Origin of the sequence: Lacihabitans sp. LS3-19 (genome assembly GCF_024343575.1) — a bacterium.
In the GTDB taxonomy this organism is placed as follows: domain Bacteria; phylum Bacteroidota; class Bacteroidia; order Cytophagales; family Spirosomataceae; genus Leadbetterella.
The window spans coordinates 167,069-190,983 of sequence record NZ_RJUA01000112.1; the positions used below are offsets into that span (position 1 = coordinate 167,069).

Here is a 23,915-nt window from a genome sequence, read left to right on the forward strand (position 1 = left end):
CAAAACTTACTTTTTTCAAATATCTTCCAAAGCCCTTGAAGATAATAATACCGAATGCATTTGTAAAGCCCCTTGATTTTTCATGGAACATACAGACCTCCAAATGGTGCTGTAGTTTTGGGTTTCTACCAATTGTATTAGCATCGAGTTTCTAAGCGTTCTTACAGTAAATATTTTATTTTTAGTATCCGAACTTAGCATATTCATTTTGACAGGCTTTTCAAAAAGTTGAACCAATACCACGTATTCGGCATTTTGAGGATCATAAAAATAATGATGCTTTTTCATTTCGGCATGAATTTGTGTCTTCGTTTTTTCAGCATCTTTTATGTTCTTATCTATTATTAAATTATACCCTTTCCATTCAGTTGAAATGGTCAAAGCATCAGATTTTACCATTTGATATGGACGCATTTGGCATGAAGCTAGAATGAAAGTTGTGGCAATTAATATTAATATATTTTTCATTAGTACTATTTTTTATTTGAATAGTACAAATTTAATCTAATATTATCAAAATGTTATTATTTTATTATTTTTTTGTAAAAATTTAATATTAGATTTTTTTATTGATTAAGGAATGAATACTAAAATCTCTTTAAAACAATAGTAGATATAGATTTTTCTGAAAGAACAATGCGTTTATTATCAATATTTTGCAGAGTCAAATTATAATTTTTTGAAGTTAAATACATTTCTGTTTTTTGATTTTTCCAAATTACTGGTAAGTCTAAAGTTTGGGTTTTATCTTCGTTAATAATTACAACAACGACCTCTTTTTTTGATTTATAAGCTGAAATCAAACAATTATCTAAATTCAAAGACACCTCAGTTCTTTGCATTCCAGGTCTCACAAAACGAGAAAAATTACCTAAAGTCCACAGAAGTTTTGAGTCTAAAACCTCGCCATCATATTTATTTTGGTCGTTTTCTCCCATTTGCCCATTGTTCGAAATGTAAATCAAACCATCTTTATAGTCGTTGGCACTTACCGAAAGCCACCAATACCAGGCTGAGGCATTGGCCAAAGTCAAATCCGCATGAATAACTTTAGCAACATAAAGGGCAGTTTCCATACCCAAGTCCATTTTGCTACCGTTTATTTCACCACTATTATCTCCCAAAACACAATATTCAGATTGCCAATAATCGATATTGTTTTGCATTACTTTTTCGCCTAATTCTCTCCTTTTATTATCCAATTGGCTTTTTGGAGATGTCGTAAAATAGCTATGACCTGAAATTGCCTTTTGCAATGTCTTTAAATCTCCCAAATAGTCTTTGCTATTTTTATCAAAAAAAGCTTCAATTTGATTGTCTTGATGAGTTTCAGAACGGTTGGTTTTTGAGCTATACAAATAGTCAATTTGGGCAGTCTCAGCTATGTTAATTTTAGTTTTAAGATTCATTTGAGAAAACTTCTCGTCTATTTTTCTTGTAGCCCAAGCCAAATCGGCATTGTCAATTGGCGTACCTTCTTGAGACCCAAACCCAGTTTTGCTTTTTGGTCCCCAGTCCCATTGTGGTTCGTTGAAAGGACTTAGATAATCGAGTTCTAATTTTGAAGAAACTGCCGCAAGAAAATCTGTAAAAGCATTTATTTTTGATTTATCAAAATTCCAGTCCCCAAGTTTTCCGCTGGCTATGGATAAGCCATTTTTGGTCATTGAAACTGGGGCAGAATTTAAAAAACCTAGCTTATAATCAACACCATAACGTTTGGCGGCATCCAAAAACCATTGTTGGCCCGCTTGCTTTTTCCAATCATATTTTCCATTTTCAAGAAAACATTCTGCCCTCCGCCATTCATTGCTAATCATGCTTTTCTCCCCTTGTTCAGTACTCCCTGCTCCGATATTAAATCGCCACATTGACAGCCCAATTCCTTTTGGATTCCCAGACTTGTCGACTTCTTTACTAAACAAAAGTTCTGCTATTTTTTCTCTTTTATTTTCTGGATAAAACTTACCCACCATCTGCATAGACCAACAGTCAGAAGCACCAAAACTGTGGATAGTTTGGTAAGAAATACTTGTGTCAATTTTTAGTGTTTGGGCAAAAGTGAGATTTGTTAAAAATAAAATAAGAGCTAAACTTTTTTTCATTTTTTTACAGTTTAAAAAACGCAAGATTATTTTGATCTAATATGTCAAATTTTCTAAATTGATATTGAAACAATCAAATCAATTTATACTTCGAAAATACAAATTTCATGGCGATGGTCAACACAATATCTACCAAAATACCTATAACGAAAGCCATGGCGATGCCGTAAATGGGCATAAGAACAGCCTGCAAAAATAAGAAAAATGCAAAACCCAAAGAACCCGTAAAGAGCCCCATGTAGATTTTCCGAACTTGGTATATGCCTTGGGTATAATGGGTGAAAATAGCCAAAACGGTGGTCATAACAGGAAAAGGTGTTAGGATTCCGCTCCAAGTAGGCCCCAAGCGTTCGGCAAGAAAGGTGATGGTAATTACAAAAAGTGTAATAATAATCATCCTTAGTGGAATCTCGAATCGAAGAATTCTAATAGAAAAGGCTTTGTGTTCCTGAACTTTAGGAAAAAACACCAAACCCAAGAAAAGCACAAGCAAACTTAAAGCAAACCATATATAAACATTCAAATACGCTACAAAAGGATTTAATGCGAAACCCACAGTTGCATAAGCCACATACCCAGCCAACACACTTATAAGAGCATTGTTTTTGCGACCCACAAGCACGTAGGCAATACAAAAAAATGACCAGCCAATAATACCGACCATTACTCCAGGTATAGAATTGACGGCAAAATCAACACCTTGTTCGATCGCTATAAACAATATTATTGGCCCAGCTACCCAAGGCAAACCCGCCAAAATTCCGCCAATGCTATTTCCCCATTTTTTGCTAACCATTGTAACAAATGCCACAACGGTGGGCATAATGAGAAGTTTTATGTAAAATGAATTCATGGGTAGTGCGATTTTTCAAATCGCTCGAAGAAATATATGTAATTTTAATGACTGCGATTTGAAAAATCGAAGTACGCTTGACTTAATGAATTGAAAATTCTAGCTTCCTATTGAAACCTTGTTCGATAATTCTATAGAGCGTAGATAACTGAATATCAGCACGTCCATTCTCAATTCGGGAGATATAACTTTTCTTCGTTCCTGTTCTTTCAGCTAACTGAGCTTGCGTCATTTTGGCCTTTGCACGTTCATCCTTGAGCAATTCGGCCAAAACGAAAGTATGAGCCTTAACCTCAAACTCAGTCCTACTTGGAGTTCCTACTTCACCATACTTTTGATCTAAATGAGCATCCCAAGATTTTATTTCATTGTTAGACCTTACCTCTTTTTCCATTTTCAATATCAATTTTTTTATCAATAAAGTACTGTCTTTTTAGTTTTTCAGCTAATTCAATTTCTTGTTTTGGTGTTTTCTGACTTTTCTTCTGAAATCCATTCATCAAAATCACCAAATAACCTTCATCAAAAAAACAAAATATCCTATAAATATTACTTTCAAACTCGATCCGTATTTCAAAAATTCCATCCGTACCTTCTAAATACTTAAAAAACCTTTTGGGAATTAAATCTAAGCTTTTTACCAACTCAAAAACGTAATCAATCTTAGTCTGAACTTTCTTATCCAATCCAGAATAGAATTCAATAAAATAGTTACCATAAGTTGTGAGTTTCCTATTCATTTATCAAAGGTAACGAATTCGTTAACAACATCAAATAAACAAAACGATTTTTCAAATCGCTCAAAGAAATATTTGTAATTTTTATAACCACGATTTGAAAAATCGTGTTAAGTTTTAATATCCAAAAAATGATCCAATAATTCTGTGCAAATCAGTTGAATCCGTGCCATCAGTGTTCCAATAAACCCCTACCTCCGCTTAGTCCTCTTCCCATCAGCTCTACCACCCGAAGATCGATTGGATTTTCTGGATTTTGGAAAAGGAATAGTATTTGAAGAATCTTTAATTTTAAAACTGCTGCCCTCTACCGAAATTAACTCTAAATCCATTGAGCGTTTTTCGAGGTCTGTGGCTTTTATTTTTACTCTTACGGTATTTCCAAAACCTATAATTTTGCCTTTTCGGCGGCCTACCACTCTGAAATTATCCGCATCGTATTCGTAGAAATCGTCTGTAAGGTCAGCCAAACGCACCATGCCTTCGCATCCTGTGTTTTCTATTACCACAAATATGCCAAAATCAGCCACGCCTGTCACCACGCCATTGAAAATATCAGAGCGAGATTGGTAGCTCATATACTCTACCTGTTTGTATTTGATAGAAGCACGTTCGGCCTCTGCTGCCAATTTTTCTTGATCTGACGAATGCTTACATTTTACTTCATAATCATCAGCGGGCAGAGATTTGCCGCCGTCAAGATAGTGCTGCAACATACGGTGGGCCATCACGTCTGGATATCTCCGAATAGGCGACGTAAAGTGACTGTAATGGTCAAACGCCAAACCAAAGTGTCCCAGATTTTGGGTAGAATAGCGTGCCTTGCTCATGGTCCTCACAGCCAACGATTCTAACACATTTTGTACTGGGGAGCCTTCTATTTCAGACATTAAGCCATTTAGCGATTTTGAAAGTTGAGCTGTCGAACCTGTCTTTACAGTAAAACCTAGCTTCCCCGCAAACTTGGCAAATGTCTCCATTTTAGTTGGATTAGGTGGCTCGTGCACACGGTAAACCATTGTATAAGCCTCGGCGTCTTTATCAATTTTCTTAGCAATATTATATACAAACTGAGCCACGTGTTTGTTGGCCAAAAGCATAAATTCCTCAATCAGTTTGTGTGCGTCTTTTCTTACTTTTTGGTAAACACTTACGGGTCTTCCTTTTTCGTCCAAATTAAACTTGGTCTCGTTGGTTTCGAAATTAAAAGCTCCTTTGTTAAAGCGTTCTTTCCTCAAAATCAAAGCCATACGGTTCAGGTTTTTCAGAATCGGATCATAAACAGGTTCTTTGCCTTCGGTGTCTTCTATTATGTCTTGGGCGTCTTCATAAGCAAATCTTCGGTCAGAATGTATCACTGCTCTGCCAAACCATTCACCCACCACCTGTGCGGCATGATTCATCTCAAAAACAGCCGAAAACACCAATTTATCCTCATTTGGTCGGAGAGAACAAAGGTTGTTTGAAAGTTTTTCGGGCAACATTGGGATGGTTCTATCCACCAAATACACAGAAGTTGCTCTTCTAAACGCCTCTTCTTCGAGTTTGGTATTGGGTTGCAGATAGTGCGAAACATCGGCTATGTGCACGCCTATTTCGTAGTTGCCGTTTTCTAAAACTTTATAACTGATGGCGTCGTCAAAATCTTTGGCGTCAGCAGGGTCTATCGTGAAAGTCAGCGTTTGGCGAAAATCCCTACGTTTTTTGATTTCAGCTTCGGTAATTACCTCAGATATTTTTTCTGATTCGTCATGTACATCATCTGGGAATTTTATAGGCAAACCAAACTCCGCCATTATAGCGTGCATTTCGGCATCATTATCGCCGGCTTGACCTAAAATATCAATGACTTTTCCTGCGGCTTGAATATAGTTCTCAGGAAATTTCAAGATTTTTACAATTACCAAATCATTCGTTTCGGCACCATTTATATTTTCTTTGGAAACAAATACATTTTCATGAAACCCTTTGTTGTCTGGACTTACCAAGGCGTAGTTTGGAAAAACCTTTATTTTCCCAACCACTTCGTCTCTTCCTCTTGACAAGACTTCTATTACTCTTCCTTCGGGATTTTTTCCGTTTTTTCTTTGACCTATTATTTTTACCGAAACTGTATCTCCATCCAAAGCTCCATTGAGATCTTCGGCATTTACAAAAATATCAGACTCGTTTTCGTCAAAACGGATAAAGGCAAATTTCGGATTTACGAAATCTACTTTTCCTGTTATATGTTTTTTTGCAGGACCTTCATTTATCACATATCTGCTACCACCAACTTTGCTAATTTTGCCTTCGTCTAGCAGGTCTTCCAACATTAGTTTTACAAACACTTTTTCGTCGCTATCGTACACGTCGAGATAATTATACAAGTCGTTCTTTGTATAATTTCTGTCCGTATTTTCTTTAAAAAACGTGTGAATCTGCTCTTTTTGGGCTAAAATCGTCGACTTTTTCTTTCTTTTTGCCATTTATCATTAATCTATTTCTCATAAAAACATAAATCTACCATATTTGTAATAATATTCATTGTTCAAACCCATAAATTGTGCTGCATGTATAAACGTTTATTTTTATTTTTCAGCCTTATACTTTTCTTAAGTCCATTGGCATCTGCACAAAATCCGGAGAAAGAAATCCACATCAAAAAAGCAAAAACACCCATAAATTTAGATGGTAAATTGGATGAGGAAGCATGGCAATTGGCGGATGTTTCCGGAGATTTTTTCTTAAATACACCTTTCGATACCGCATTTGCAAAAGAACAAACTGAGGTAAGATTGACCTTTGACGATAAGTTTTTATATGTGGCCATGAAGGCCTATCAACCTAAAAGTTCTTATACCGTTAGCTCTTATAAAAGAGATTTTGCCAGTGGTTCGAGCGACGTTTTTTCTGTCTATATAGATACTTTCAAAGACAAACTCAATGGCATGCAGTTTTCCATTTCGCCTCTTAATGTCCAGCGAGAAGGTTTGATATCTTTGGGTGCTACAGCAGATTTTTCTTGGGACAATAAATGGTACTCACAAGTAAAAAACTATGACGAATATTGGACAGTAGAATACGCAATTCCTTTTACAACTTTGAGGTATAAGGTTTCGGCAGATCAAAATTCGTGGAGGATAAACTTCGGTAGGTTTTGTATGAAAACCAACGAATCGGCCACTTGGTCGCCTGTTCCAAGAAACTTTAAACCATCAAATCTCGCTTTTACTGGCGTGTTAATTTGGGACGATGCACCACCAAAGCCAGGTGCTAATATCTCATTGATTCCCTATTTGTCAACCAATTACACCAAAGATTTTCTTCGAAATGAAAACCTTGAAGCCTTAAAACCAGATGCAAATACAAAATTGGGAGCTGGTATGGATGCAAAAATAGCCATTACCCCTTCTCTAAATCTAGACCTGACGATAAACCCAGACTTCTCTCAGGTAGAAGTTGACGCTCAGCAGACTAACTTGAGCAGGTTTGAGTTGTTTTTTCCAGAAAAACGCCAATTTTTTATAGAAAACTCAGACCTCTTTGGGACTTTTGGATTTCCCGGCTCCAGGCCGTTTTTTTCGAGAAGAATAGGGCTTACCAAAAACAATTTCACGGGATTGGTGGAGCAAGTGCCAATATTGGGTGGAGCCAGACTCAGTGGCAAACTCAACGAAAACTGGCGAATTGGCTTGATGAATTTGCAAACTGGCAAAGTAAATCATGCTGATAATCAATTCCTTCCGGCAACAAATTTCTCTGTTGGGGTGGTTCAGCGGAAAGTATTTGAGAGGTCATACATAGGAGCAATTTTTGTAAACAAAGAAAATAGTTTCAAAAATTTACCAGAAGCAAGCACGGCTGGAATTGATAAATATAATCGAATGGCGGGTCTGGAGTTTAATTATTATTCGCCCGACAATAGACTTGAAACCGAAACTTATTATCACCAATCCTTTAGCCCAGGAGCTGGAAAAGATGCCAGCTGTGTAAACCAATACATTGGTTATCATCATCCTCACATTGACGTAAACTTGGGCGTAGCAAGAATTGGGAAAGATTATAATACCGAAGTGGGTTATACACCACGAACAGGCATTTACACTGTTTACAGACCTATCAATTTGATTTTTAACCCAAAAAATGAAAAGATAGCTAAAAAAATAAACAGGTACGGAATTGGAATGGATGGTAGCGATGTATTTGATTTGCAAGGTAAAAGATTAGATACTGAGTCGCCAGTTTTTTTCTTCATAAATACGCCTGCAGATGGTGAATTTTCGACGGGGTATTATATGGCTTACACCAGATTGCAGTATCCATTTGACATTACAAACGCCTCCGTAAATCCCAATCCTGATTTTTATAAAGACGTGGTGGAGTTACCAGTTGATATTTATAAAACTAGAAACTTTTTTGTAAACGTTAAAACCACGCGTAGAAAGAGTTTTTATGGAGAAATGCTGGTTTATGGAGGCAATAATTTTAGAAGTAAAACGATAGACCAAGGTAAAACACTGGGAATAGAATCAAGTTTTACCTACAGAATTCAACCTATTGGTACTGTAGCCGTAGATGTTTATTATACAGACATTAGAATGCAAAAACCTTATAATTCTGTTAAATATTGGCTTATTGGGCCAAAAGCGGAACTTTCATTTTCTAAATCGGTGTATTTAAGTACCTATTTTCAATACAATACACAGTCTAACAACACCAATATTAACAGTCGATTGCAGTGGAGATTCAAACCAGTTAGTGATCTGTTTTTGGTATATACAGATAATTATTTTGCCCAACAAATACCGAGATTTGGGATAAATCCTTGGGCTCCTAAAAACCGAGCTTTAGTATTGAAAATGACGTATTGGCTGAATGTTTAAAATCCTAAATATATAATATGAAAACCTTAAAGTTTTATTTGTTCTTAATCCTTTTTTCGGGAAGTTTATTCGCCCAAGAAATACCTTCTGATGTTCTCAAATTATCAGAAAACATAGATACAAACCGAATAAAAGCACACGTAACTTATTTGGCGAGCGATGCACTCTTAGGTAGAAAACCAGGAAAGCCCGGCTACCAAATGGCCGTGGATTATGTGGTGAAAGAATACAAAAGCATGGGGATTTTACCAGCAGGAGAAAACCGCGAATATACTCAAAAAGTAGTTTTAAGAAATTCCAAATTGATAAAAGAAAATACCAGTCTTAGTTTTGTTGAAGCTGATGGCAGTAAAAAGGCCTTGGTACTAGGCGAAGATTATTTAATAGCCCCAAATCCTGAAAATCCTTCAGTTATTTTTAAGTCACCTTTGGTTTTTGTTGGTTCAGGTATCGATGCTCCCGAATTGGGTTTTAATGACTACAAAGGCATAGATGTAAAAGGCAAAATATGCGTGGTTTTGCAAAAATCCCCTGACAATGTACCAGCAAACGTAAAATTACACCTTAGATATCCAAGCACTTATCAAGACTATGCCATGAAACATGGAGCGATTGGCGTTTTGCTATGTAATTATGAAAACAACACAGCTAGATTTAAAGTAGGGGCAAACCTTTCAATACAAGGAGGAAACAATGTATCTATAAAACCAAATGGCAAAATAGTGCCTTCGGCCTCGCTTCAAGGAGGCAAAATACAGGTAGCTGGCAATATAACTGTTGATGTTTTGAAAGACCTTATGATAGCCAATAACTTAAATTTGGAGGAAATCTGGAAAAGCCTTGAAAAAGGAAGTTTTGTAAGCCAAAATCTAAAAACAATGGCTGTTGGAGCTTATGAGTCTACATATAAAGATATTGAAAGTTATAACGTAATCGGTAAAATTGAAGGTTCAGACAAAAAATTAAAAAAAGAATACGTCATTCATTCTGCACATCTTGACCACTTAGGTGTAGGAAAACCAATAGATGGAGACTCAATATATAATGGTGCTCACGACAATGCCTCTGGCGTGGCAGCGGCACTTGAAATTGCCAGAACGTACAGCCAATTGCCCGTAAAACCAAAAAGAAGTATGTTGTTTTTAATGTGCACAGCTGAAGAAATGGGCCTTTTGGGTTCAGCTTATTTTGCAAATAATCCTACTGTTCATAAAAAGGATATTGTAGTGGATGTAAACACAGATATGCCAACATTTTTGGCACAGTTAGAATCAATTGCACCTCTTGGAGCCGAGCATAGCACTTTAATGAATATTGCCGAAAAAGCAGCAAAAACTTTAAACCTAAGTGTTGAATCCGACCCAGAACCTACAGAAGGCCGATTTGTGAGAAGCGACCAATATAGTTTTGTAAAGGCTGGGATTCCGGCTTTGCACGTAAAGTTTGGACATATAAACTCCAACAAAAACTTGGCTGAAGATGTGAAAAAATGGCGAGCAACACATTACCACAAACCTTCAGACCAAATCGAAAATGGGTTTGTGTGGTCAGCTAGCAGAAAATATGCTCAGGTGAATTTCCTCATCAGTTACATGGCTGCTCAAGACAAAAACCGTGTGGCTTGGAAAAAAGACGATTTCTTTTATTTGAGATTGAAGAAGTGAGTTTGGCTGTGTTGAAATAGAACACTGATGACACTGATAAGACAGATATTCACTGATTAATAAATATACATTGGTTTCCATATTTTTAAAAACGGGAATTATTAAAGAATAATCCGCCGTAATGAGGTCGTATTGTGCTTAAAATCATTTTGATTCATATATTTCGACAGCTCAGGGTCGTTCTTTTATCTTCTAATTTAATCTGACCCCGACGGGGTCATTTTTCCCTTTTTCTGAATATTCTTTGCTAATATAATCTGACCCCGATGGGGTCATTTTTCCCTTTTTCTGAATTTTCCTTGCTAATATACTTTGACCCCGATTGGGTCATTTTCCCCTTTTTTAATGTCCATTTCTTAAAAAAATTTGACCCCGCTGAAGTCATTTTAAAGGACACCACAATCACTTAAACATTATTTTAATACTGGCAAGGCTACATTCTTAATTTTGACCTCTGAGAGGTCAGATTATGTTAACCAAAGAAAAAATATCTGCTTTTTGACCTCAGAGAGGTCAGATTATGTCAACAGATATCTTCAAAAAAAGAAAATGATTGCAGAGTTGTTTAATTATTAAGTGTTGGTTTAATGTTGCTAATCCTAGTTTAAAACTAGAATTCCAAAAGCACCCAACTTCACTTTTTGCCCATCTAATTTTGAATCATTATTAGAGAAAATAACACCTCCAACCTTTTCCTTCACCAAAACCTCCACATTTTCATTCGTAATATTCTGAATTACAAGTACATTGCCGTCTTGATGCGGACGAATAAAAGAAACAATTTTCTTGTTAGAAATGCCAGATTTTTGAAGGTTTGGTGGACTTATTTGGGCCAGAGCTGGAATGGATTTCCTCAATGCTATCAATTTTTTATAATGATTAAAAAGCGAGTTTTCGTCTTCTCTTTGTTGTCTTAAAGGCGTAGTTTTGGAGTCGGAATTGAAATGTGGTTTTCGCCAGTTTGTTCGCTCTTTGTCCTCATGTCTTTTGTCCCATTGAAACGCTTCCCTTATGTTTTCGTCGGGTTTTGTTCCTTTCATGCCCAACTCTTCCCCATAATATATAAAAGGATTACCAGGAAATGTAAAAAGTAGATTTGCAGCCATTTTGAGTTTCTGCAAATCGCCCTCGGCTATACTTCCAATACGGTTTTGGTCGTGGTTAGTGAGCATGGTAGCATCTATAAAGTTGGGATTTTCTTTCGAAAAAAGCTTATAGTTATTTATCAATTTAGAAACAATATCTACGGAATCCTTTCCTGATTTCACAATATCTTGAATTGCAAAACTCAAATCAAAATCAAAGTTGGCTTTCAAACCTCTAAAAAAAGGTGCGACTTTTTCGGCGGACGTCCACACTTCTCCCACTATGTAGACATCGGATTTGATTGCTTCCATTTTTTGGCGAAACTCTAGCCAAAAATCATGACATTTGTTGGCTTCCCAATCGGGATAAATATGCTTGGCAGCATCCATTCTGAAGCCATCGATGCCTTTTTCTAACCAAAAACGGCCAATTTTATATATTTCCTCCCTGACTTTGGGGTTGTCCATATTTAAATCTGGCATACCACTCCAAAACATCCCGTAGTATTTTTCCTCTTCTCCTTTTGCTGCCCAATGCCATGGCTGAGTCTCAGTGCTATCGGCTGTTTTTTCTCTTTCAGCTATTCCTTTGGCCTTGATTTGGGCGGGAGTTAACCAATTATAATAGTTTCTATACGGGTTTTCCTTGCCTTTTTTAGCCTCTTTAAACCAATGATGTTCGCTGCTGGTGTGGTTTATTACAAAGTCAAAAAGCACTTGAATGTTTCGCTTATGTGCCTCCGCTATTAGTCGCTCCAAATCCTCCATAGTGCCATACTCAGGATCAACGCATTTATAATCAACCACATCGTATTTGTGATAAGAGCTTGATTTACAAAAAGGTGTAAGCCAAATACCTTCCACACCGAGGTCTTGCAGGTAATCTAGTTTGGAAGTTATTCCATTTATATCTCCCTTGCCATCTCTATTAGAATCACAAAAAGAGCGAACAAAAATTTCGTAAAAAACAGCAGGTATTTTTGCTTTATTAATATTATCCAAAAAGTAGAAATGTTTAAGTTTTATATCATAGGTGCCGTAAAATTACCATTTATTTAAATAGCCTAGGTTATATTTTTCAGAAAGAAGAAAATCACCAAAATTCAAAAAAAAAAGCTGGCTCAGAAAGCCAGCTTTTTAAACATCTATTAAACTCTAAAACTATTTCTTTTTTATAAAAAACACATTGACAGCCGTATATATCAACCACAACCAAGGTGCACCATGCATAAGCAGGTCACCCCAATCCATCAAAGCCATGCCATTTGCTCCTCCCATCACCCATTTTATTTTACCCCAAACGTGTGGCTCTGGAAAAAACGGTGCCAAGCCAAGTGTTAATGAGGCCATCAAAGGGGTTAGCAGCGATTTATATTTTTCTTCCATTATTTCATGCCTTTTTGAGCTAAACCACTATATCCAGCTCCAGTTAGATTATAAACTTGTTTAAAACCAGCCTGTTGCAACATACTTGAAGCTCTTGCACTTCTTCCGCCAACTGCACAATACACAAACACAGGCTTGTTTTTGTCTAATTTAGAAGCTTGTTGAATAAAATTTGGGTCAGCTATACTAATCAGATTAGAGGAGCCAATTTTACCTTGTGCCCATTCGCCAGGGGTCCTCACATCAATTAACTGAGCTTTTGGAGTGGAATTAATTTTTGAAACAAATCCATCCAAATTAAGATTATTTACCTGCGAATTGGCATCAGAACAACTAATAATTGCCAAACCGAAAAACAATCCAAAAACTACTTGCTTTAATTTATTCATCTTTTTTTTATTAAATTATGTACCAAATCGAAAATCAAATATCCCATTACTGCACCATATATAGTGGAATTAACTGGTTTTGAGGTAATCATGCATGTGCCTGAGCTACAGCCCACTTCCTGCCAATATAAATACCCCGCCACGCTGCCAAAAATTACACCCAAAACTGGTACTAAATACTTTTGCATTATTTTTCAGATTTGATTTCTTCAAACTCAATGTTTTCAGTATCTGTTTGCGTAATGTTTTTGTTAGGAACGTTTGCACATGCCGCACAGCCTGTATTTGTAATTGCCTGAAAAATAAACAAACCTCCAATGACCGCAAACATATAGTTTTTGTCGGAAAAACTATTGAAAACGATATATGTTCCCATAATCAACCTCAACCACCTCATAAACGTCCAACCATTCATTATTGTCTCCTTCATCTTTAGAAAGTATTATAAAATTGATATCCAAATATATGAACATATAATCATATAATCAATTTCGAAGCTCAAAAAGTTCAATTCTCTAGAAATATTTTAGGTATTCCAACCAAATTCTTTCGAATGGAGTCTATTTTGTTGTAAAGGGTTTAAGGGTAATAATTGTTTTGAAGGCGGGCTTTGATGAGTCCGCCATTCAATTTAAAATCAAAATGAAATATTTAATAATCATACTTTTCGCAGTTTCTACCATTTCATGCAAAAAAGATGCTGATATGGCACCCAATGGGGCTACACCAAGTTTTACCTACCAAAGTCCCTTGTTTAGCAAATGGATTTTGAATAGCAATGAAAGTAAAGCCAAGATAAATTATGAAATAGTTTTGGATTTGAAAAACGAAAAAAACGAAAAGGGAAATTTTATTCTGAATGGTAAAAGTTCCATAAATTTTTATTCGGCTGAATTTGTGGTGAATGATAAAAAAATTACGATTTCTAATATCCTATCTACCGAAATAGCAGGCGACTCAAAGGCCACAAGTTTTGAAAACGATTATATAAAAAGGCTCTCCGAAGTCGAATCCTTTAGCATTGACCAAGGAATGCTCACACTAAATGGAAAAAATCAAAAAATGATATTCAAAGTCTCTAATTAATTATGAAAAAGCTAATATTAAGTTTCACTTTAGTATTTATAACATTGACAATGAGCAACTGTGACAAAACGGTTCCAGAAGTACAATCAGTTAATATTTCCTCCAATTTTGCAGCTAAAACCTCCAACTTTGCTTTTGATTTTTGGAAAAAACTCGAAGCAAACGAATCGCCAGAAAAAAACTATTTTGTGTCGCCGCTAAGTCTCCACATTGCACTGGGCATGCTTTTAAATGGTGCAGATACAGAAACTAAGACCGAGATACAGAAAGTTTTGGGGTTAGAAAACCAAAGCATGGTAGAAATAAATGCCACATATAAAGAACTTATTGATAACCTACCACTGGTTGACGCCAAAGTTGTAAATAAAATAGCAAATTCGGTCTGGCAGGAAAAAACCTTCATCAGTGAAAAAGAATTCACGGATAATCTAACCAAAAATTTTAATGCTCGATTATACAGTGAAGACTTCGCAGACCCAAATACAGTGAATAAAATAAACCAATGGGCAAGTGATAATACCAATGCAAAAATCAAGCAAATATTGGATCAAATCGAGCCGAGTCAGGTTATGTTTTTGATAAATGCTTTGTATTTTAAAGGCGATTGGACCAAACAATTTAAAAAAGAAAATACACAAAAAGAAGAATTTATTGGCTCAAAAACTACAAAAACTGTAGACATGATGAACCAAACAGAGACTTTTGAATATGCCGACTTGGAAAACTACAAAATACTAAAACTTCCGTATGGCAACGAGAAATACAGTATGAGCGTGCTATTGCCCAAAGACCAATCTATAGAAAGTGTCATTAAAAATATAAATACAGATACATGGCAAACTGCTCAAAATGCTCTTAATAAAACAAAAGTGGTTGTAGGATTGCCGAAATTTGAGATGGAATATTCGAAAAAACTAAATACGATACTCAATCAAATGGGTATGGTGAGAGCTTTTGAAGACAATGCGGACCTTTCAAAAATAGCCAAACCAGCGGACAAACTAAAAGTAGGTTTTGTAAAACAAGATACTTTTATATCGGTTGACGAAAAAGGCACCGAGGCTGCCGCAGTGACTTCTATTGGTATAGAAGTAACATCTGTACCAATTTATCCTGAAGTCATTTGCAACAAACCATTTGCTTTTGTGATTTCTGAAAAAACCTCAAATACGATATTATTTATTGGAAAAATATCTAATCTATGAAAAAGCTTTTAATATTATTTTCAACTGTATTTTTAAACTGGAGCTGCACAGATGACTGCACCCAAACCAGAACTTACAGAACCACAATTCCTATATCGATAGGTCAAGAGCAATTGAAAAACAGCATAACAACCAAAGAGCCACAAGACTTGGTAAATCCTTCGAAAATATATGCTTATGAAAACTACTTGATCATTTGTGAAACTAAAAAAGGATTGCACATTATCGATAATTCGAATCCTTCGAGTCCGCTTAAACTCTCGTTTCTAAATATTCCCGGTGTAATAGATATGGCTGTAAAAGACAACATTCTATATGTTGATAATTATACAGATTTGGTAGCCTTAGACATTAGCAATCCAAAAAGTATAACTGAGGTAGGAAGGCTAAAAAACATGTTTAACAATGGCATGGTTGATGGCATAAGCTGGTATTTTGACCCTTATTCTAAAATTATCACTGATTATGAGTTAAAAACAGTAACTGAAACTGTAAAAACCAATTGTGGACAAAATGGAACTGTTTGGCCAGTATTCAGAGGTGGGATGCTTGAAGACAGAGCATATAATTCATCTTCAGGCCCAACAGGAACAACAGGAACTAGTGGCAAAGGAGGTTCTATGGCGAGATTTACCATACATGAAGATTACTTATATGCTGTGACTCAGAGTGATTTAATGGTTTTTAATATTAAAGTTGGTCAAAAACCAGATTCGGTAAATACAGTAAAAATGGGTTGGGGAATCGAAACTATTTTCCCTTACAAAGACAAACTTTTTGTAGGCTCTAATACTGGTATGTATATTTTTGATAATAGCAATCCTGCCTCACCCGAAAGGTTGTCGATTTTTCAACATGCAAGAGCGTGTGACCCAGTGGTGGTAGAAAATGACAAGGCCTATGTTACGCTCAGATCGGGTTGGTGTGGTGCTTCTCCAAATCAAATGGATATCATAGATGTAAATAACCTCTCCTCCCCTTTTCTCATAAAATCTTACCAAATGCAAAACCCTCACGGTTTGTCGGTTTTGAATAGCAAACTAACCCTTTGCGAAGGTGAGTTTGGCCTGAAGACCTATGATGTAAAAGACGCCATGGATATAAAGCTACAACAACATATAAAAGACATCAATGCCTTCGATGTAATACAGCTTGATGCTAGCCATTTGCTAATGATTGGCAAAGATGGACTATATCAATACGATAATTCAGACCCTAAAAATTTGAAACTTTTAAGCAAAATCGAAGTAAAAAGATGAAAAAGATTATACCAATATTACTAATTTTGAGCATTTTTTCATTTCAAAAAACTGAGGCTCAGACCAAAAAATTATTTAAGTATCCTTTTGTAAATCAGACAGAATTTGGGGTATTATTTGGCCGAAATAAGGAGACCTATTATTACTATCCATATTATTCTAGCGTATACTATCCGCCTAGTTCAAACGGTTTTAATATCCAAAACGTGGCAAGTTTGAGTTTGCAGACTTTCAATGGTTTTCAAGTTAGAAAAAAAACGAGTATTGGAATTACAACAGGATTAGATGCCTATAATTCAGTATTAATTGTTCCGATTGCAGCAGGGTTTAGACATGTTTTATTTGAAAAAAACGAGAAAGGAGCCAAACTACAAACTGGGCTAGACGCAGGCTTTGGAATAGCAAATAATGCAAACAGCAATGAAAATGCTAAAGGCGGAATATTGCTCAACCCTGCCGTCGGGTTTAAGTTTCCAACAAAAAACGGTTCTTCATGGCTGGTTAACTTTGGATACAAATATCAGTTTATTGAAATTACTCAAAACTATTCGGATGACTACAATATTTCAACTGTAGAAACTCGTAATCTTAAGCGTTTTTCGGTAAAAGTTGGGTTTGAGTTTTAATATTAACATATAAAAATATTTATACAAAATTTGACTTTTTGAAGATATTTTCCTCGAAAAACACAATTTGATTTTCTTGTCATTATTTTTGTGAAGGCACAATTTAAAACACAATTTGATGCCACTAAAAATAAATTTTTAAAATAAAAAACACAAGAAAATGTTCAAAAAAATCTCAATTGCTTTTTTAGCACTTCCACTTATTTTCACATCATGTTCAAAAGACGATTCAGTTAATCCAGACAGTTTTGTAGGTACTTATGAATTCCAAAAAGTTGAGTTAAATGTAGATGGTAACAAAATTGAATTACCAGCTGACCTTAGCACCAAAGACCTAGTTTTCAACGAAGACGGTTCTTTCTCTACACCTGATGATTTAGACTTTTTTGCTGGAGCTTACACTTACGATGGAGCAGCTAAAACTATCACATTTAAGGATACTTATGACGGTGTTGAATACACAGATGTTTTGAATGTAGAATCAAGTAACGGAGTATTTACATTAAAAACAAAATCTTCTACATTCGATGACAATTTTGATTTTGAAAATGCAACGATTGCCGAAGAATTAATTTTCTTCTCACTTTTCGCACTTGATGAAGAATCCGCTGCAGTTAAAGCATTTTCAGAGAAAATAGGTGAAAACCCGAAAGATTTTAGCTTAGAATTTACGATTAAAAAGAAATAAACTTTCTTCTTAATAATTAAAAAAAAGAGTCAGAAATGGCTCTTTTTTTTGTCAAAGAAAAGGAATATTAAGGATTGAGAGGCTCACTCTACACTAAAAAACCATAAAAGCAGCTTCAAAAGACTCCTTAAATCAGTCTTAAGATAAGCTTACCTTCTCAACTATCTCCTTTGTCTCTTTATTTTTCAGGATTACTTTTTTATCACCATTGGGCAAAATTTCATCTTTGATAAACCAATGTTCAGCATCGTATTCGGTATAAACGGAAGGTTTGGTCAAGCCAGTTTGTCCACGCCATTCAGGCAATTCAACAGGTTCCCAAAGTTTTGTTTTAGCTGATTTGTAGGCTGCATCTATAATGGCATTAACTACATATCCATCATAAAATGTCTCCAAAGGCTCACGTTTTTGCTCTATGGCATCAAACATATCGTTGAACATTGTAGGATAGCCAAGTTCATGTGCTTCGTCGCCCACAGGAAACTGCCAACCGCTTGAAGACTCTGCTTTTTCGGCAACATATCCACCTTCACCGGCACCCGTTGTGAACATCTCAAAGCCAGTTCTTAGAAAAGAATTCACCCAAATTGTGCCTTCAGTTCCCATCACTTCATCTCGTAAATCCATACCTCCTCTGAATGTCCAAGAAACTTCAAATTGACCAATGGCTCCATTCTCATATTTTACCAATCCAATAGCGTGATCCTCAGCGTCGATGGGTTTTACCTGCGTATCTGCCCAGCACATAACCTCCACCGGCTTTATGTCTTTTCCAATAAAATTCCTTGCGATTTCGATACAATGGCAGCCCAAATCTAGGACAGCACCACCGCCTGCTTTTTCTATATCCCAAAACCAATCTGAATGTGGACCAGGGTGTGTCTCACGAGATTTTGCCCAAAGTATACGTCCTATTGCACCACTTTTTACGCTTTTTAAAGATTTCAAAAACTTTGGGGTATAGCATAAATCCTCCAAATATCCTGCAAAAACGCCAGCTTCTTCACAAGCTTTCGTCATTCTGAGAGCCTCTTCTGCGTTTCTTCCCAAAGGCTTGGTACATAATACTGATTTTTTATGTTTTACACAGAGATTTACCGCCTCTTCATGGATATTGTTGGGTAAACCAATCACCACCACTTCCGTTTCAGGATGTGCAATAGCGGCTTCCATATCTGTAAAATAATAGGGAACATTATAATCTTTCGAAAACCTAAGAGCGGTTTCTTCTCTTCTTGCATACACCACCTTCACTTCGTCTTTACCACGACGGCCAATAAGCGATTCGGCATAAAAACGACCAATAAATCCGCCTCCTAAAATGCAAACTTTTAACATAATCTAAGGTTGTAATAATAGTTTAAATGTATTTTGTACTTCTTTTAAATCCATTTTATGAGCTGCCACTGCATTCATAGTATTGGGTGACCCTTTTTCTAAACATTGCTCTATTACCAAATGTGGCTTCACTTTTTTATTTAGCAATTCTCTCACCACTTGGTTATAATTAATATCAGCATCTGGACTAAATATTTCCTGCCAAACGTAACCTCTTGATTGACGTATGTGAAGTTCAACTATTCTATTACCATACATTTTTATTACATCAAACACGGCCAATTGTGAATTTTGCGAACCTCGATAAATCCAATGAACATCCATACAGAAAAACAGATTTTCGGGAGAAGTATTCTGTAACATATGATGAAATTCTCTCGCACCAGCTTTGAGTTCGACATCGTGGGTGTGGTAAGCAAGTTTGATTCCGTCAAGTTTTAGCGATTTTCCTATTTTATCCAGTGTTTTAGCTTGGAGGATAAGTTGCTCATCTGATTTTAACTTGTCGCTACCCCAGTTTATGGGATTAGGATTTGTTACAATTATTTTAGTTCCGTATCTTTTTACTACTTCAGCTATTTCTTGAATGTTTTTAACAGATTTTTGAATCTCTTTTTCTTCATGCAGCACACTCCCTATATACACAGAAGGCATTTTGATTTTAAACTTTTTCAAAACTTCAATAAGCTTTCTGGCTTCATTTGCATTGCTTAGACTAGGTTCATAAGCCTGAAGACCTGTTTTGGCATATTCAGCCATATCTGCTTCCAAGTTAGCTCCCCAGTTTTTGCCTTCTCTATCATAAAAAGTTCCCCAATTGTAGGAATTGCTACTAATAGGAAATGGGATTTTAGAGCCTTCAAATTTTTGTAATAAAGAAAAGGCCGGAAGCCCAGCAAGGAAATTTCTTCTTTTCATTTTTAAAAACCCTTTAGATTTAATTCTTGATTGGATTTACTTCAAATCCTTGACCAAGTTCCAAAATTTTGTGAGGAGTTCCTATTTTTTTACAAGCATTTTCAAAGTTTTTAGGGTCTTCGGTATTAAACTCAAACAAATGATAGTGATGAGGAACCACACATTTTATTTGGGCTATTTTTCCCAATTCGGCTGCTTCCTGAAAACTTAAATTTCCTGCAACTTTTCGTTCTGGTCTATTTCCATTTATAGGCAAAAAAGCTAAATCTAGATTGAAGCTTTTAAGTCTTTCTTCCAAACCATCATACCAAAGTGTATCACCAGAATGATAAACCACAAAATCTCCGAATTTCACAACAAAACTCATGAATTTGCATTGACCTGATACGTCTTTATCTAAACTATTATGAGCAGCTGGAAGGCCAATTATTTCAAAATTTCCAATTTTAATATTTTTCCCATCATCCATTCCGATAGGATAGTCTACGGCACATTTTAATCGATCAACTACAAAAGCACGATTGGCCTCAGGAATAATAAATTTTATATCAGAATTATTTTCAAAAATAGGATTTAAAGTGTCTGCGTCTAAATGGTCAGTATGGTTATGGCTGGAGGTTACAATATTTATGTTTTCCAAAAAAATCGGCCCAATAACTAACTCACTCATTCTTACATGTGGCTTATCTGTATTTTGATATTTTACTGATAATGAATCCGATAAATAAGGATCAAACAAAATAGTTTCACCTTTAAATTTCAGCAAAAATCCACTTTGACCCAACCACCAAACTTTAAAACCTTCGCTTGATTCAAAGTTTTTAATATCTTCTATTAAAGCCCGTCCTTTTTGAAATGCCTTTATCATTTTAATAATTCTTCTATAATGCCTATAAAACCTCTTAAATTATTTCAATCTTTTTCTCATCTCATCTGCTGCTTGGCACATGCTAGCAATCTTCAATTTTGAAGCCCATCTGGCTGTTTGAGATAATCCACAATCAGGTGCAATGGCGAGTTTTTCGGCAGATACATGTTTCAAACATTTTTGAATCCGTTCCTTTACGTCCTCCACCGTTTCGATATAATAGCTTTTCACATCAATTACACCCACAGCCACATCCATTTTCTCTGCAAAACGTTCTAAAAGATGGACTTCGGCAAAATTCAAAACGCACATTTCTGTGTGTAATTCGTCTACAGTCATATCCAGAAAATCTGGCAACATAGGTGCTATGGATTTCTTTCCTATCGAACGACCTTTGAAATTCCCAAAACACAAATGGGTACCAATTCTGGTTTTGCCAACGATTCCTTTAACTGTTCGATTAAAAATATCTACAAAGCGTTTGGTGTCTTCTTTGTAAGCATAACATGACATCGATGGCTCGTCAATACAAATTTCTTGTACCCCAGCTTCTACCAATTTTTCCAGTTCCAAGGCCACCAAAGGCATCAAAGCCTCCGTAATTTCCCAACGGTCTTTGTAAATTTCACCTGGCAACATTCTTCCTGATAATGTATATGGGCCAGGAATAGAAGCTTTTAAAATTTTACTTTCGGGAGCCAAACGTTTCAAACGATTGTACTCTTCCACCACACCAAGCCCTTTTGGAGCAGTAAGTTTTTCGACTACCGTATGTTTACCCCTTTGGTCATGTGCAGGTGGACCATATTTACGCGTTTCTTCGTGATTGGCCTGTAAGCCTTTTATGAAACCATAAAACGAAAGATTAAAGTCTAATCGGGTTTGTTCACCGTCTGTGATTACGTCTAATCCGCCAGTCACTTGGTCATGAATGGCGTTTACCACTGCATCCTCAATCATTTCATTGACATCTGCCGGGCCAAATTTATCAAGACTTTGAGAGGCAAATTCTAGCCAACTTGGGAATGGCCAAGAGCCTACAACAGTGGTTTTTATTGGAATTTGTTGCATATTATTTTATTGATTTTCAGACACATAAGATTCGACGCCAACTGATTTGTACATTTTTGAAATCCGGTGAGCATGCTCATCATAAGCACTTTGGAACAATCCTGCGGCTTTTTCAGCACCCACCACTGCTCCTGCTGTCAATACTTTTGGTGGTCGGCCAGCCTGAGTTAACAGATTAGCTACTTCGGCTTTGACGGAATTGATCAACATACAAGAACCAACAGTAGAACCGGGTGCCACTGGCGTTTCTAAGTTCTCGATTTTTATCATGGCATCACCGAGAGGTGCTCCTGAATCCAATACTATATCACAAAAATCTTGCAGCTTTTTACCATCTTTTCGTTTTGAAGTACTTGCCTCGGAGTGTAACTTGGTGTTTAATCCAACCACTTTTAAGCCTTTGGATTTGAAAATCTCTGCCATTTCTATAGGTACCACATTACACCCAGATGACGAAATAATCAAAGCACTATCTTTTTCTGAAACATCAAAATTCCTAATTATTTGCTCCGCCAATCCGGAAACATTTTCAAGAAACATGGCCTGACGTTGGCCGTTGGCACCTACAACCAAATTATGAAAAGTTAGCGAAAGTTCGACTATTGGATTGAATCCTGGAAAAGAACCGTACCTCGGCCACATTTCTTCCACCATAATGCGGCTATGCCCACTTCCAAACACATGCACCATTCTACCCGCCAATATAGATTCAGCAAAGATTTTCGCTACTGCCAAAATTTGGTTTTCTTGAGCCGCAACTGTGTCTATCATTTGCTGGCATTTTTCTAAATACTGTTTTGTATAAGTCATTGTTAATTAGATTAAATATTTAAGCTTTGCTTAAGGCAAAAGCCGCGGCACCTATCGCTCCTGAAAGATCATCAAAATGTGCCTTTTCTATTTTAGTTTTTTTGCCTTTAGGTCGAAATTCGTATAGGTCAATAAAAGTTTGTAAAGGCTCAAAAAGCAAATTACCAGCTAAAGTAATTCCTCCACTCAAAACGATGATTTCAGGCGAAAAAACATTGATTAAGGAAGCCATCGTAATGGCCAATTTACGGACAGCATCCAGCCAAAGCCATCTTGCAAAACTGTCGTTTTCACCATAGGCTTTTAACAATTCATGGGTAGATTTAAATTTCCCCATGGAACGTTTTTCAATAGAATAATTACCCAGAGCATATTCTAAACTACCAGGAATACCCAAAATACTTCGCTCATCATCTAAGGTATTGATAGATATATGTCCCAAATGCCCCGCCATCTGACTTAAGCCTTGGTACAATTCTCCATTTATCAAAATTCCACCACCAACACCAGTGCCCAAAGTAAGCAAAATCGCATTTTTATATTCCTTTACAGCACCAAATTTTGCTTCGGCCATCAATGCGGCATGAGCGTCGTTTAATACCAAAGTTTGGGTTCCGAAATAATCTGCCCACACAAAATTCTCTAATCCAGACAGGCGATTGGGCAAATGAGCGATGCACGAATTCTCAGCATCTGCCAAGCCCGGAGCTGACAGACCAATGATCTCGATTGGATTTTGGCTTTTCTCTTTAAGGTATTTTACCATTTCCAATACATTCACTTTCCACTTTTCGTCACCCTCGTCACTGGTAGGGATATAATGTTTCTGAAGTATTTCGCCATTTTCATCTAGCAAAACCCCTTTCACATTTGTCCCGCCTAAGTCTACACCAATTGCTGCTTTCATTTTTTACCTCCTCGAAACGTCGGGCTCACCTTACCCTTCTCCATAGAAGATGGGA

Annotated in this window: 24 protein-coding genes; 7 read left to right on the forward strand and 17 right to left on the reverse strand. The window is 36.3% G+C overall.

What is annotated here, in order from left to right:
- Nucleotides 1–15 precede the first annotated feature (15 nt).
- From EGI22_RS16795 to rnr, 6 genes are all read right to left on the reverse strand, one after another.
- Nucleotides 16–468, reverse strand: coding sequence for a hypothetical protein (locus EGI22_RS16795; protein ID WP_255069584.1), 453 nt, complete (start codon nt 466–468; stop codon nt 16–18).
- Nucleotides 469–587: 119 nt separating this feature from the next.
- Nucleotides 588–2,105, reverse strand: a complete 1,518-nt coding sequence (locus EGI22_RS16800; protein WP_255069585.1) for a glycoside hydrolase — start codon at nt 2,103–2,105, stop codon at nt 588–590.
- A gap of 73 nt (nt 2,106–2,178) precedes the next feature.
- Nucleotides 2,179–2,958, reverse strand: coding sequence for a hypothetical protein (locus tag EGI22_RS16805; protein ID WP_255069586.1), 780 nt, complete (start codon nt 2,956–2,958; stop codon nt 2,179–2,181).
- 82 nt (nt 2,959–3,040) lie between these two features.
- Entirely contained in the window at nt 3,041–3,352 is a 312-nt protein-coding gene (locus EGI22_RS16810; RefSeq protein WP_255069587.1) for a helix-turn-helix domain-containing protein, read from the reverse strand.
- The gene (locus EGI22_RS16815) at nt 3,330–3,698 is read right to left on the reverse strand and encodes a type II toxin-antitoxin system RelE/ParE family toxin (protein ID WP_255069588.1); all 369 of its coding nucleotides are present in this window, start codon (nt 3,696–3,698) and stop codon (nt 3,330–3,332) included. The genes EGI22_RS16810 and EGI22_RS16815 overlap by 23 nt, the downstream gene beginning before the upstream one ends.
- Before the next feature lie 188 nt (nt 3,699–3,886).
- Entirely contained in the window at nt 3,887–6,163 is a 2,277-nt protein-coding gene (rnr, locus tag EGI22_RS16820; RefSeq protein ID WP_255069589.1) for a ribonuclease R, read from the reverse strand.
- Nucleotides 6,164–6,247: 84 nt separating this feature from the next.
- Between rnr and EGI22_RS16825 the strand changes: the two genes are divergently transcribed.
- On the forward strand, nt 6,248–8,560 hold the full coding sequence (locus EGI22_RS16825; protein WP_255069590.1) for a DUF5916 domain-containing protein: 2,313 nt from the start codon (nt 6,248–6,250) through the stop codon (nt 8,558–8,560).
- Nucleotides 8,561–8,577: 17 nt separating this feature from the next.
- Complete coding sequence (locus EGI22_RS16830) at nt 8,578–10,224, forward strand: M20/M25/M40 family metallo-hydrolase (protein WP_255069591.1); 1,647 nt, start codon at nt 8,578–8,580, stop codon at nt 10,222–10,224.
- A 599-nt stretch (nt 10,225–10,823) separates the two neighbouring features.
- On the opposite strand, the gene EGI22_RS16835 is transcribed toward EGI22_RS16830, so the two are convergent.
- From EGI22_RS16835 to EGI22_RS16855, 5 genes are all read right to left on the reverse strand, one after another.
- Complete coding sequence (locus tag EGI22_RS16835; RefSeq protein ID WP_255069592.1) at nt 10,824–12,311, reverse strand: alpha-amylase family glycosyl hydrolase; 1,488 nt, start codon at nt 12,309–12,311, stop codon at nt 10,824–10,826.
- A gap of 159 nt (nt 12,312–12,470) precedes the next feature.
- The gene (locus EGI22_RS16840; protein WP_255069593.1) at nt 12,471–12,695 is read right to left on the reverse strand and encodes a hypothetical protein; all 225 of its coding nucleotides are present in this window, start codon (nt 12,693–12,695) and stop codon (nt 12,471–12,473) included.
- Complete coding sequence (locus tag EGI22_RS16845; RefSeq protein ID WP_255069594.1) at nt 12,695–13,084, reverse strand: rhodanese-like domain-containing protein; 390 nt, start codon at nt 13,082–13,084, stop codon at nt 12,695–12,697. The genes EGI22_RS16840 and EGI22_RS16845 overlap by 1 nt, the downstream gene beginning before the upstream one ends.
- A complete protein-coding gene (locus EGI22_RS16850) occupies nt 13,081–13,272 on the reverse strand; it encodes a DUF6132 family protein (protein ID WP_255069595.1) in 192 nt (63 codons plus the stop codon). Before EGI22_RS16850 ends, EGI22_RS16845 begins: the two co-directional genes overlap by 4 nt.
- Nucleotides 13,272–13,514 carry a hypothetical protein gene (locus tag EGI22_RS16855; protein ID WP_255069596.1) on the reverse strand — a complete coding sequence of 81 codons (243 nt, stop codon included), beginning with the start codon at nt 13,512–13,514 and terminating at the stop codon, nt 13,272–13,274. The genes EGI22_RS16850 and EGI22_RS16855 overlap by 1 nt, the downstream gene beginning before the upstream one ends.
- Nucleotides 13,515–13,726: 212 nt before the next feature.
- Here EGI22_RS16855 and EGI22_RS16860 point away from each other — a divergent pair, with 212 nt between their 5' ends.
- The 5 genes from EGI22_RS16860 (at nt 13,727) to EGI22_RS16880 (ending at nt 17,948) form a co-directional block, all read left to right on the forward strand.
- Nucleotides 13,727–14,170, forward strand: a complete 444-nt coding sequence (locus EGI22_RS16860) for an META domain-containing protein (protein ID WP_255069597.1) — start codon at nt 13,727–13,729, stop codon at nt 14,168–14,170.
- Between the two features lie 2 nt (nt 14,171–14,172).
- Nucleotides 14,173–15,375, forward strand: a complete 1,203-nt coding sequence (locus tag EGI22_RS16865) for a serpin family protein (protein ID WP_255069598.1) — start codon at nt 14,173–14,175, stop codon at nt 15,373–15,375.
- On the forward strand, nt 15,372–16,634 hold the full coding sequence (locus EGI22_RS16870; protein WP_255069599.1) for an LVIVD repeat-containing protein: 1,263 nt from the start codon (nt 15,372–15,374) through the stop codon (nt 16,632–16,634). Before EGI22_RS16865 ends, EGI22_RS16870 begins: the two co-directional genes overlap by 4 nt.
- On the forward strand, nt 16,631–17,260 hold the full coding sequence (locus tag EGI22_RS16875; protein ID WP_255069600.1) for a hypothetical protein: 630 nt from the start codon (nt 16,631–16,633) through the stop codon (nt 17,258–17,260). Before EGI22_RS16870 ends, EGI22_RS16875 begins: the two co-directional genes overlap by 4 nt.
- Before the next feature lie 160 nt (nt 17,261–17,420).
- Nucleotides 17,421–17,948, forward strand: a complete 528-nt coding sequence (locus EGI22_RS16880; RefSeq protein ID WP_255069601.1) for a hypothetical protein — start codon at nt 17,421–17,423, stop codon at nt 17,946–17,948.
- A gap of 138 nt (nt 17,949–18,086) precedes the next feature.
- On the opposite strand, the gene EGI22_RS16885 is transcribed toward EGI22_RS16880, so the two are convergent.
- From EGI22_RS16885 to EGI22_RS16910, 6 genes are read right to left on the reverse strand one after another with little or no spacing between them, the layout of a single operon-like run.
- Nucleotides 18,087–19,286 carry a Gfo/Idh/MocA family protein gene (locus EGI22_RS16885; RefSeq protein WP_255069602.1) on the reverse strand — a complete coding sequence of 400 codons (1,200 nt, stop codon included), beginning with the start codon at nt 19,284–19,286 and terminating at the stop codon, nt 18,087–18,089.
- A 3-nt stretch (nt 19,287–19,289) separates the two neighbouring features.
- Complete coding sequence (locus EGI22_RS16890) at nt 19,290–20,204, reverse strand: sugar phosphate isomerase/epimerase (protein ID WP_255069603.1); 915 nt, start codon at nt 20,202–20,204, stop codon at nt 19,290–19,292.
- A gap of 19 nt (nt 20,205–20,223) precedes the next feature.
- Nucleotides 20,224–21,072, reverse strand: a complete 849-nt coding sequence (locus tag EGI22_RS16895; protein ID WP_255069604.1) for an MBL fold metallo-hydrolase — start codon at nt 21,070–21,072, stop codon at nt 20,224–20,226.
- A gap of 39 nt (nt 21,073–21,111) precedes the next feature.
- Entirely contained in the window at nt 21,112–22,143 is a 1,032-nt protein-coding gene (locus EGI22_RS16900; RefSeq protein ID WP_255069605.1) for a methionine synthase, read from the reverse strand.
- Nucleotides 22,144–22,149: 6 nt separating this feature from the next.
- Nucleotides 22,150–22,953 carry a sugar isomerase domain-containing protein gene (locus EGI22_RS16905; RefSeq protein WP_255069606.1) on the reverse strand — a complete coding sequence of 268 codons (804 nt, stop codon included), beginning with the start codon at nt 22,951–22,953 and terminating at the stop codon, nt 22,150–22,152.
- A gap of 19 nt (nt 22,954–22,972) precedes the next feature.
- Nucleotides 22,973–23,860 (reverse strand): ROK family protein, encoded by an 888-nt coding sequence (locus EGI22_RS16910; protein ID WP_255069607.1) that lies wholly within the window; start codon nt 23,858–23,860, stop codon nt 22,973–22,975.
- Nucleotides 23,861–23,915: the final 55 nt, after the last annotated feature.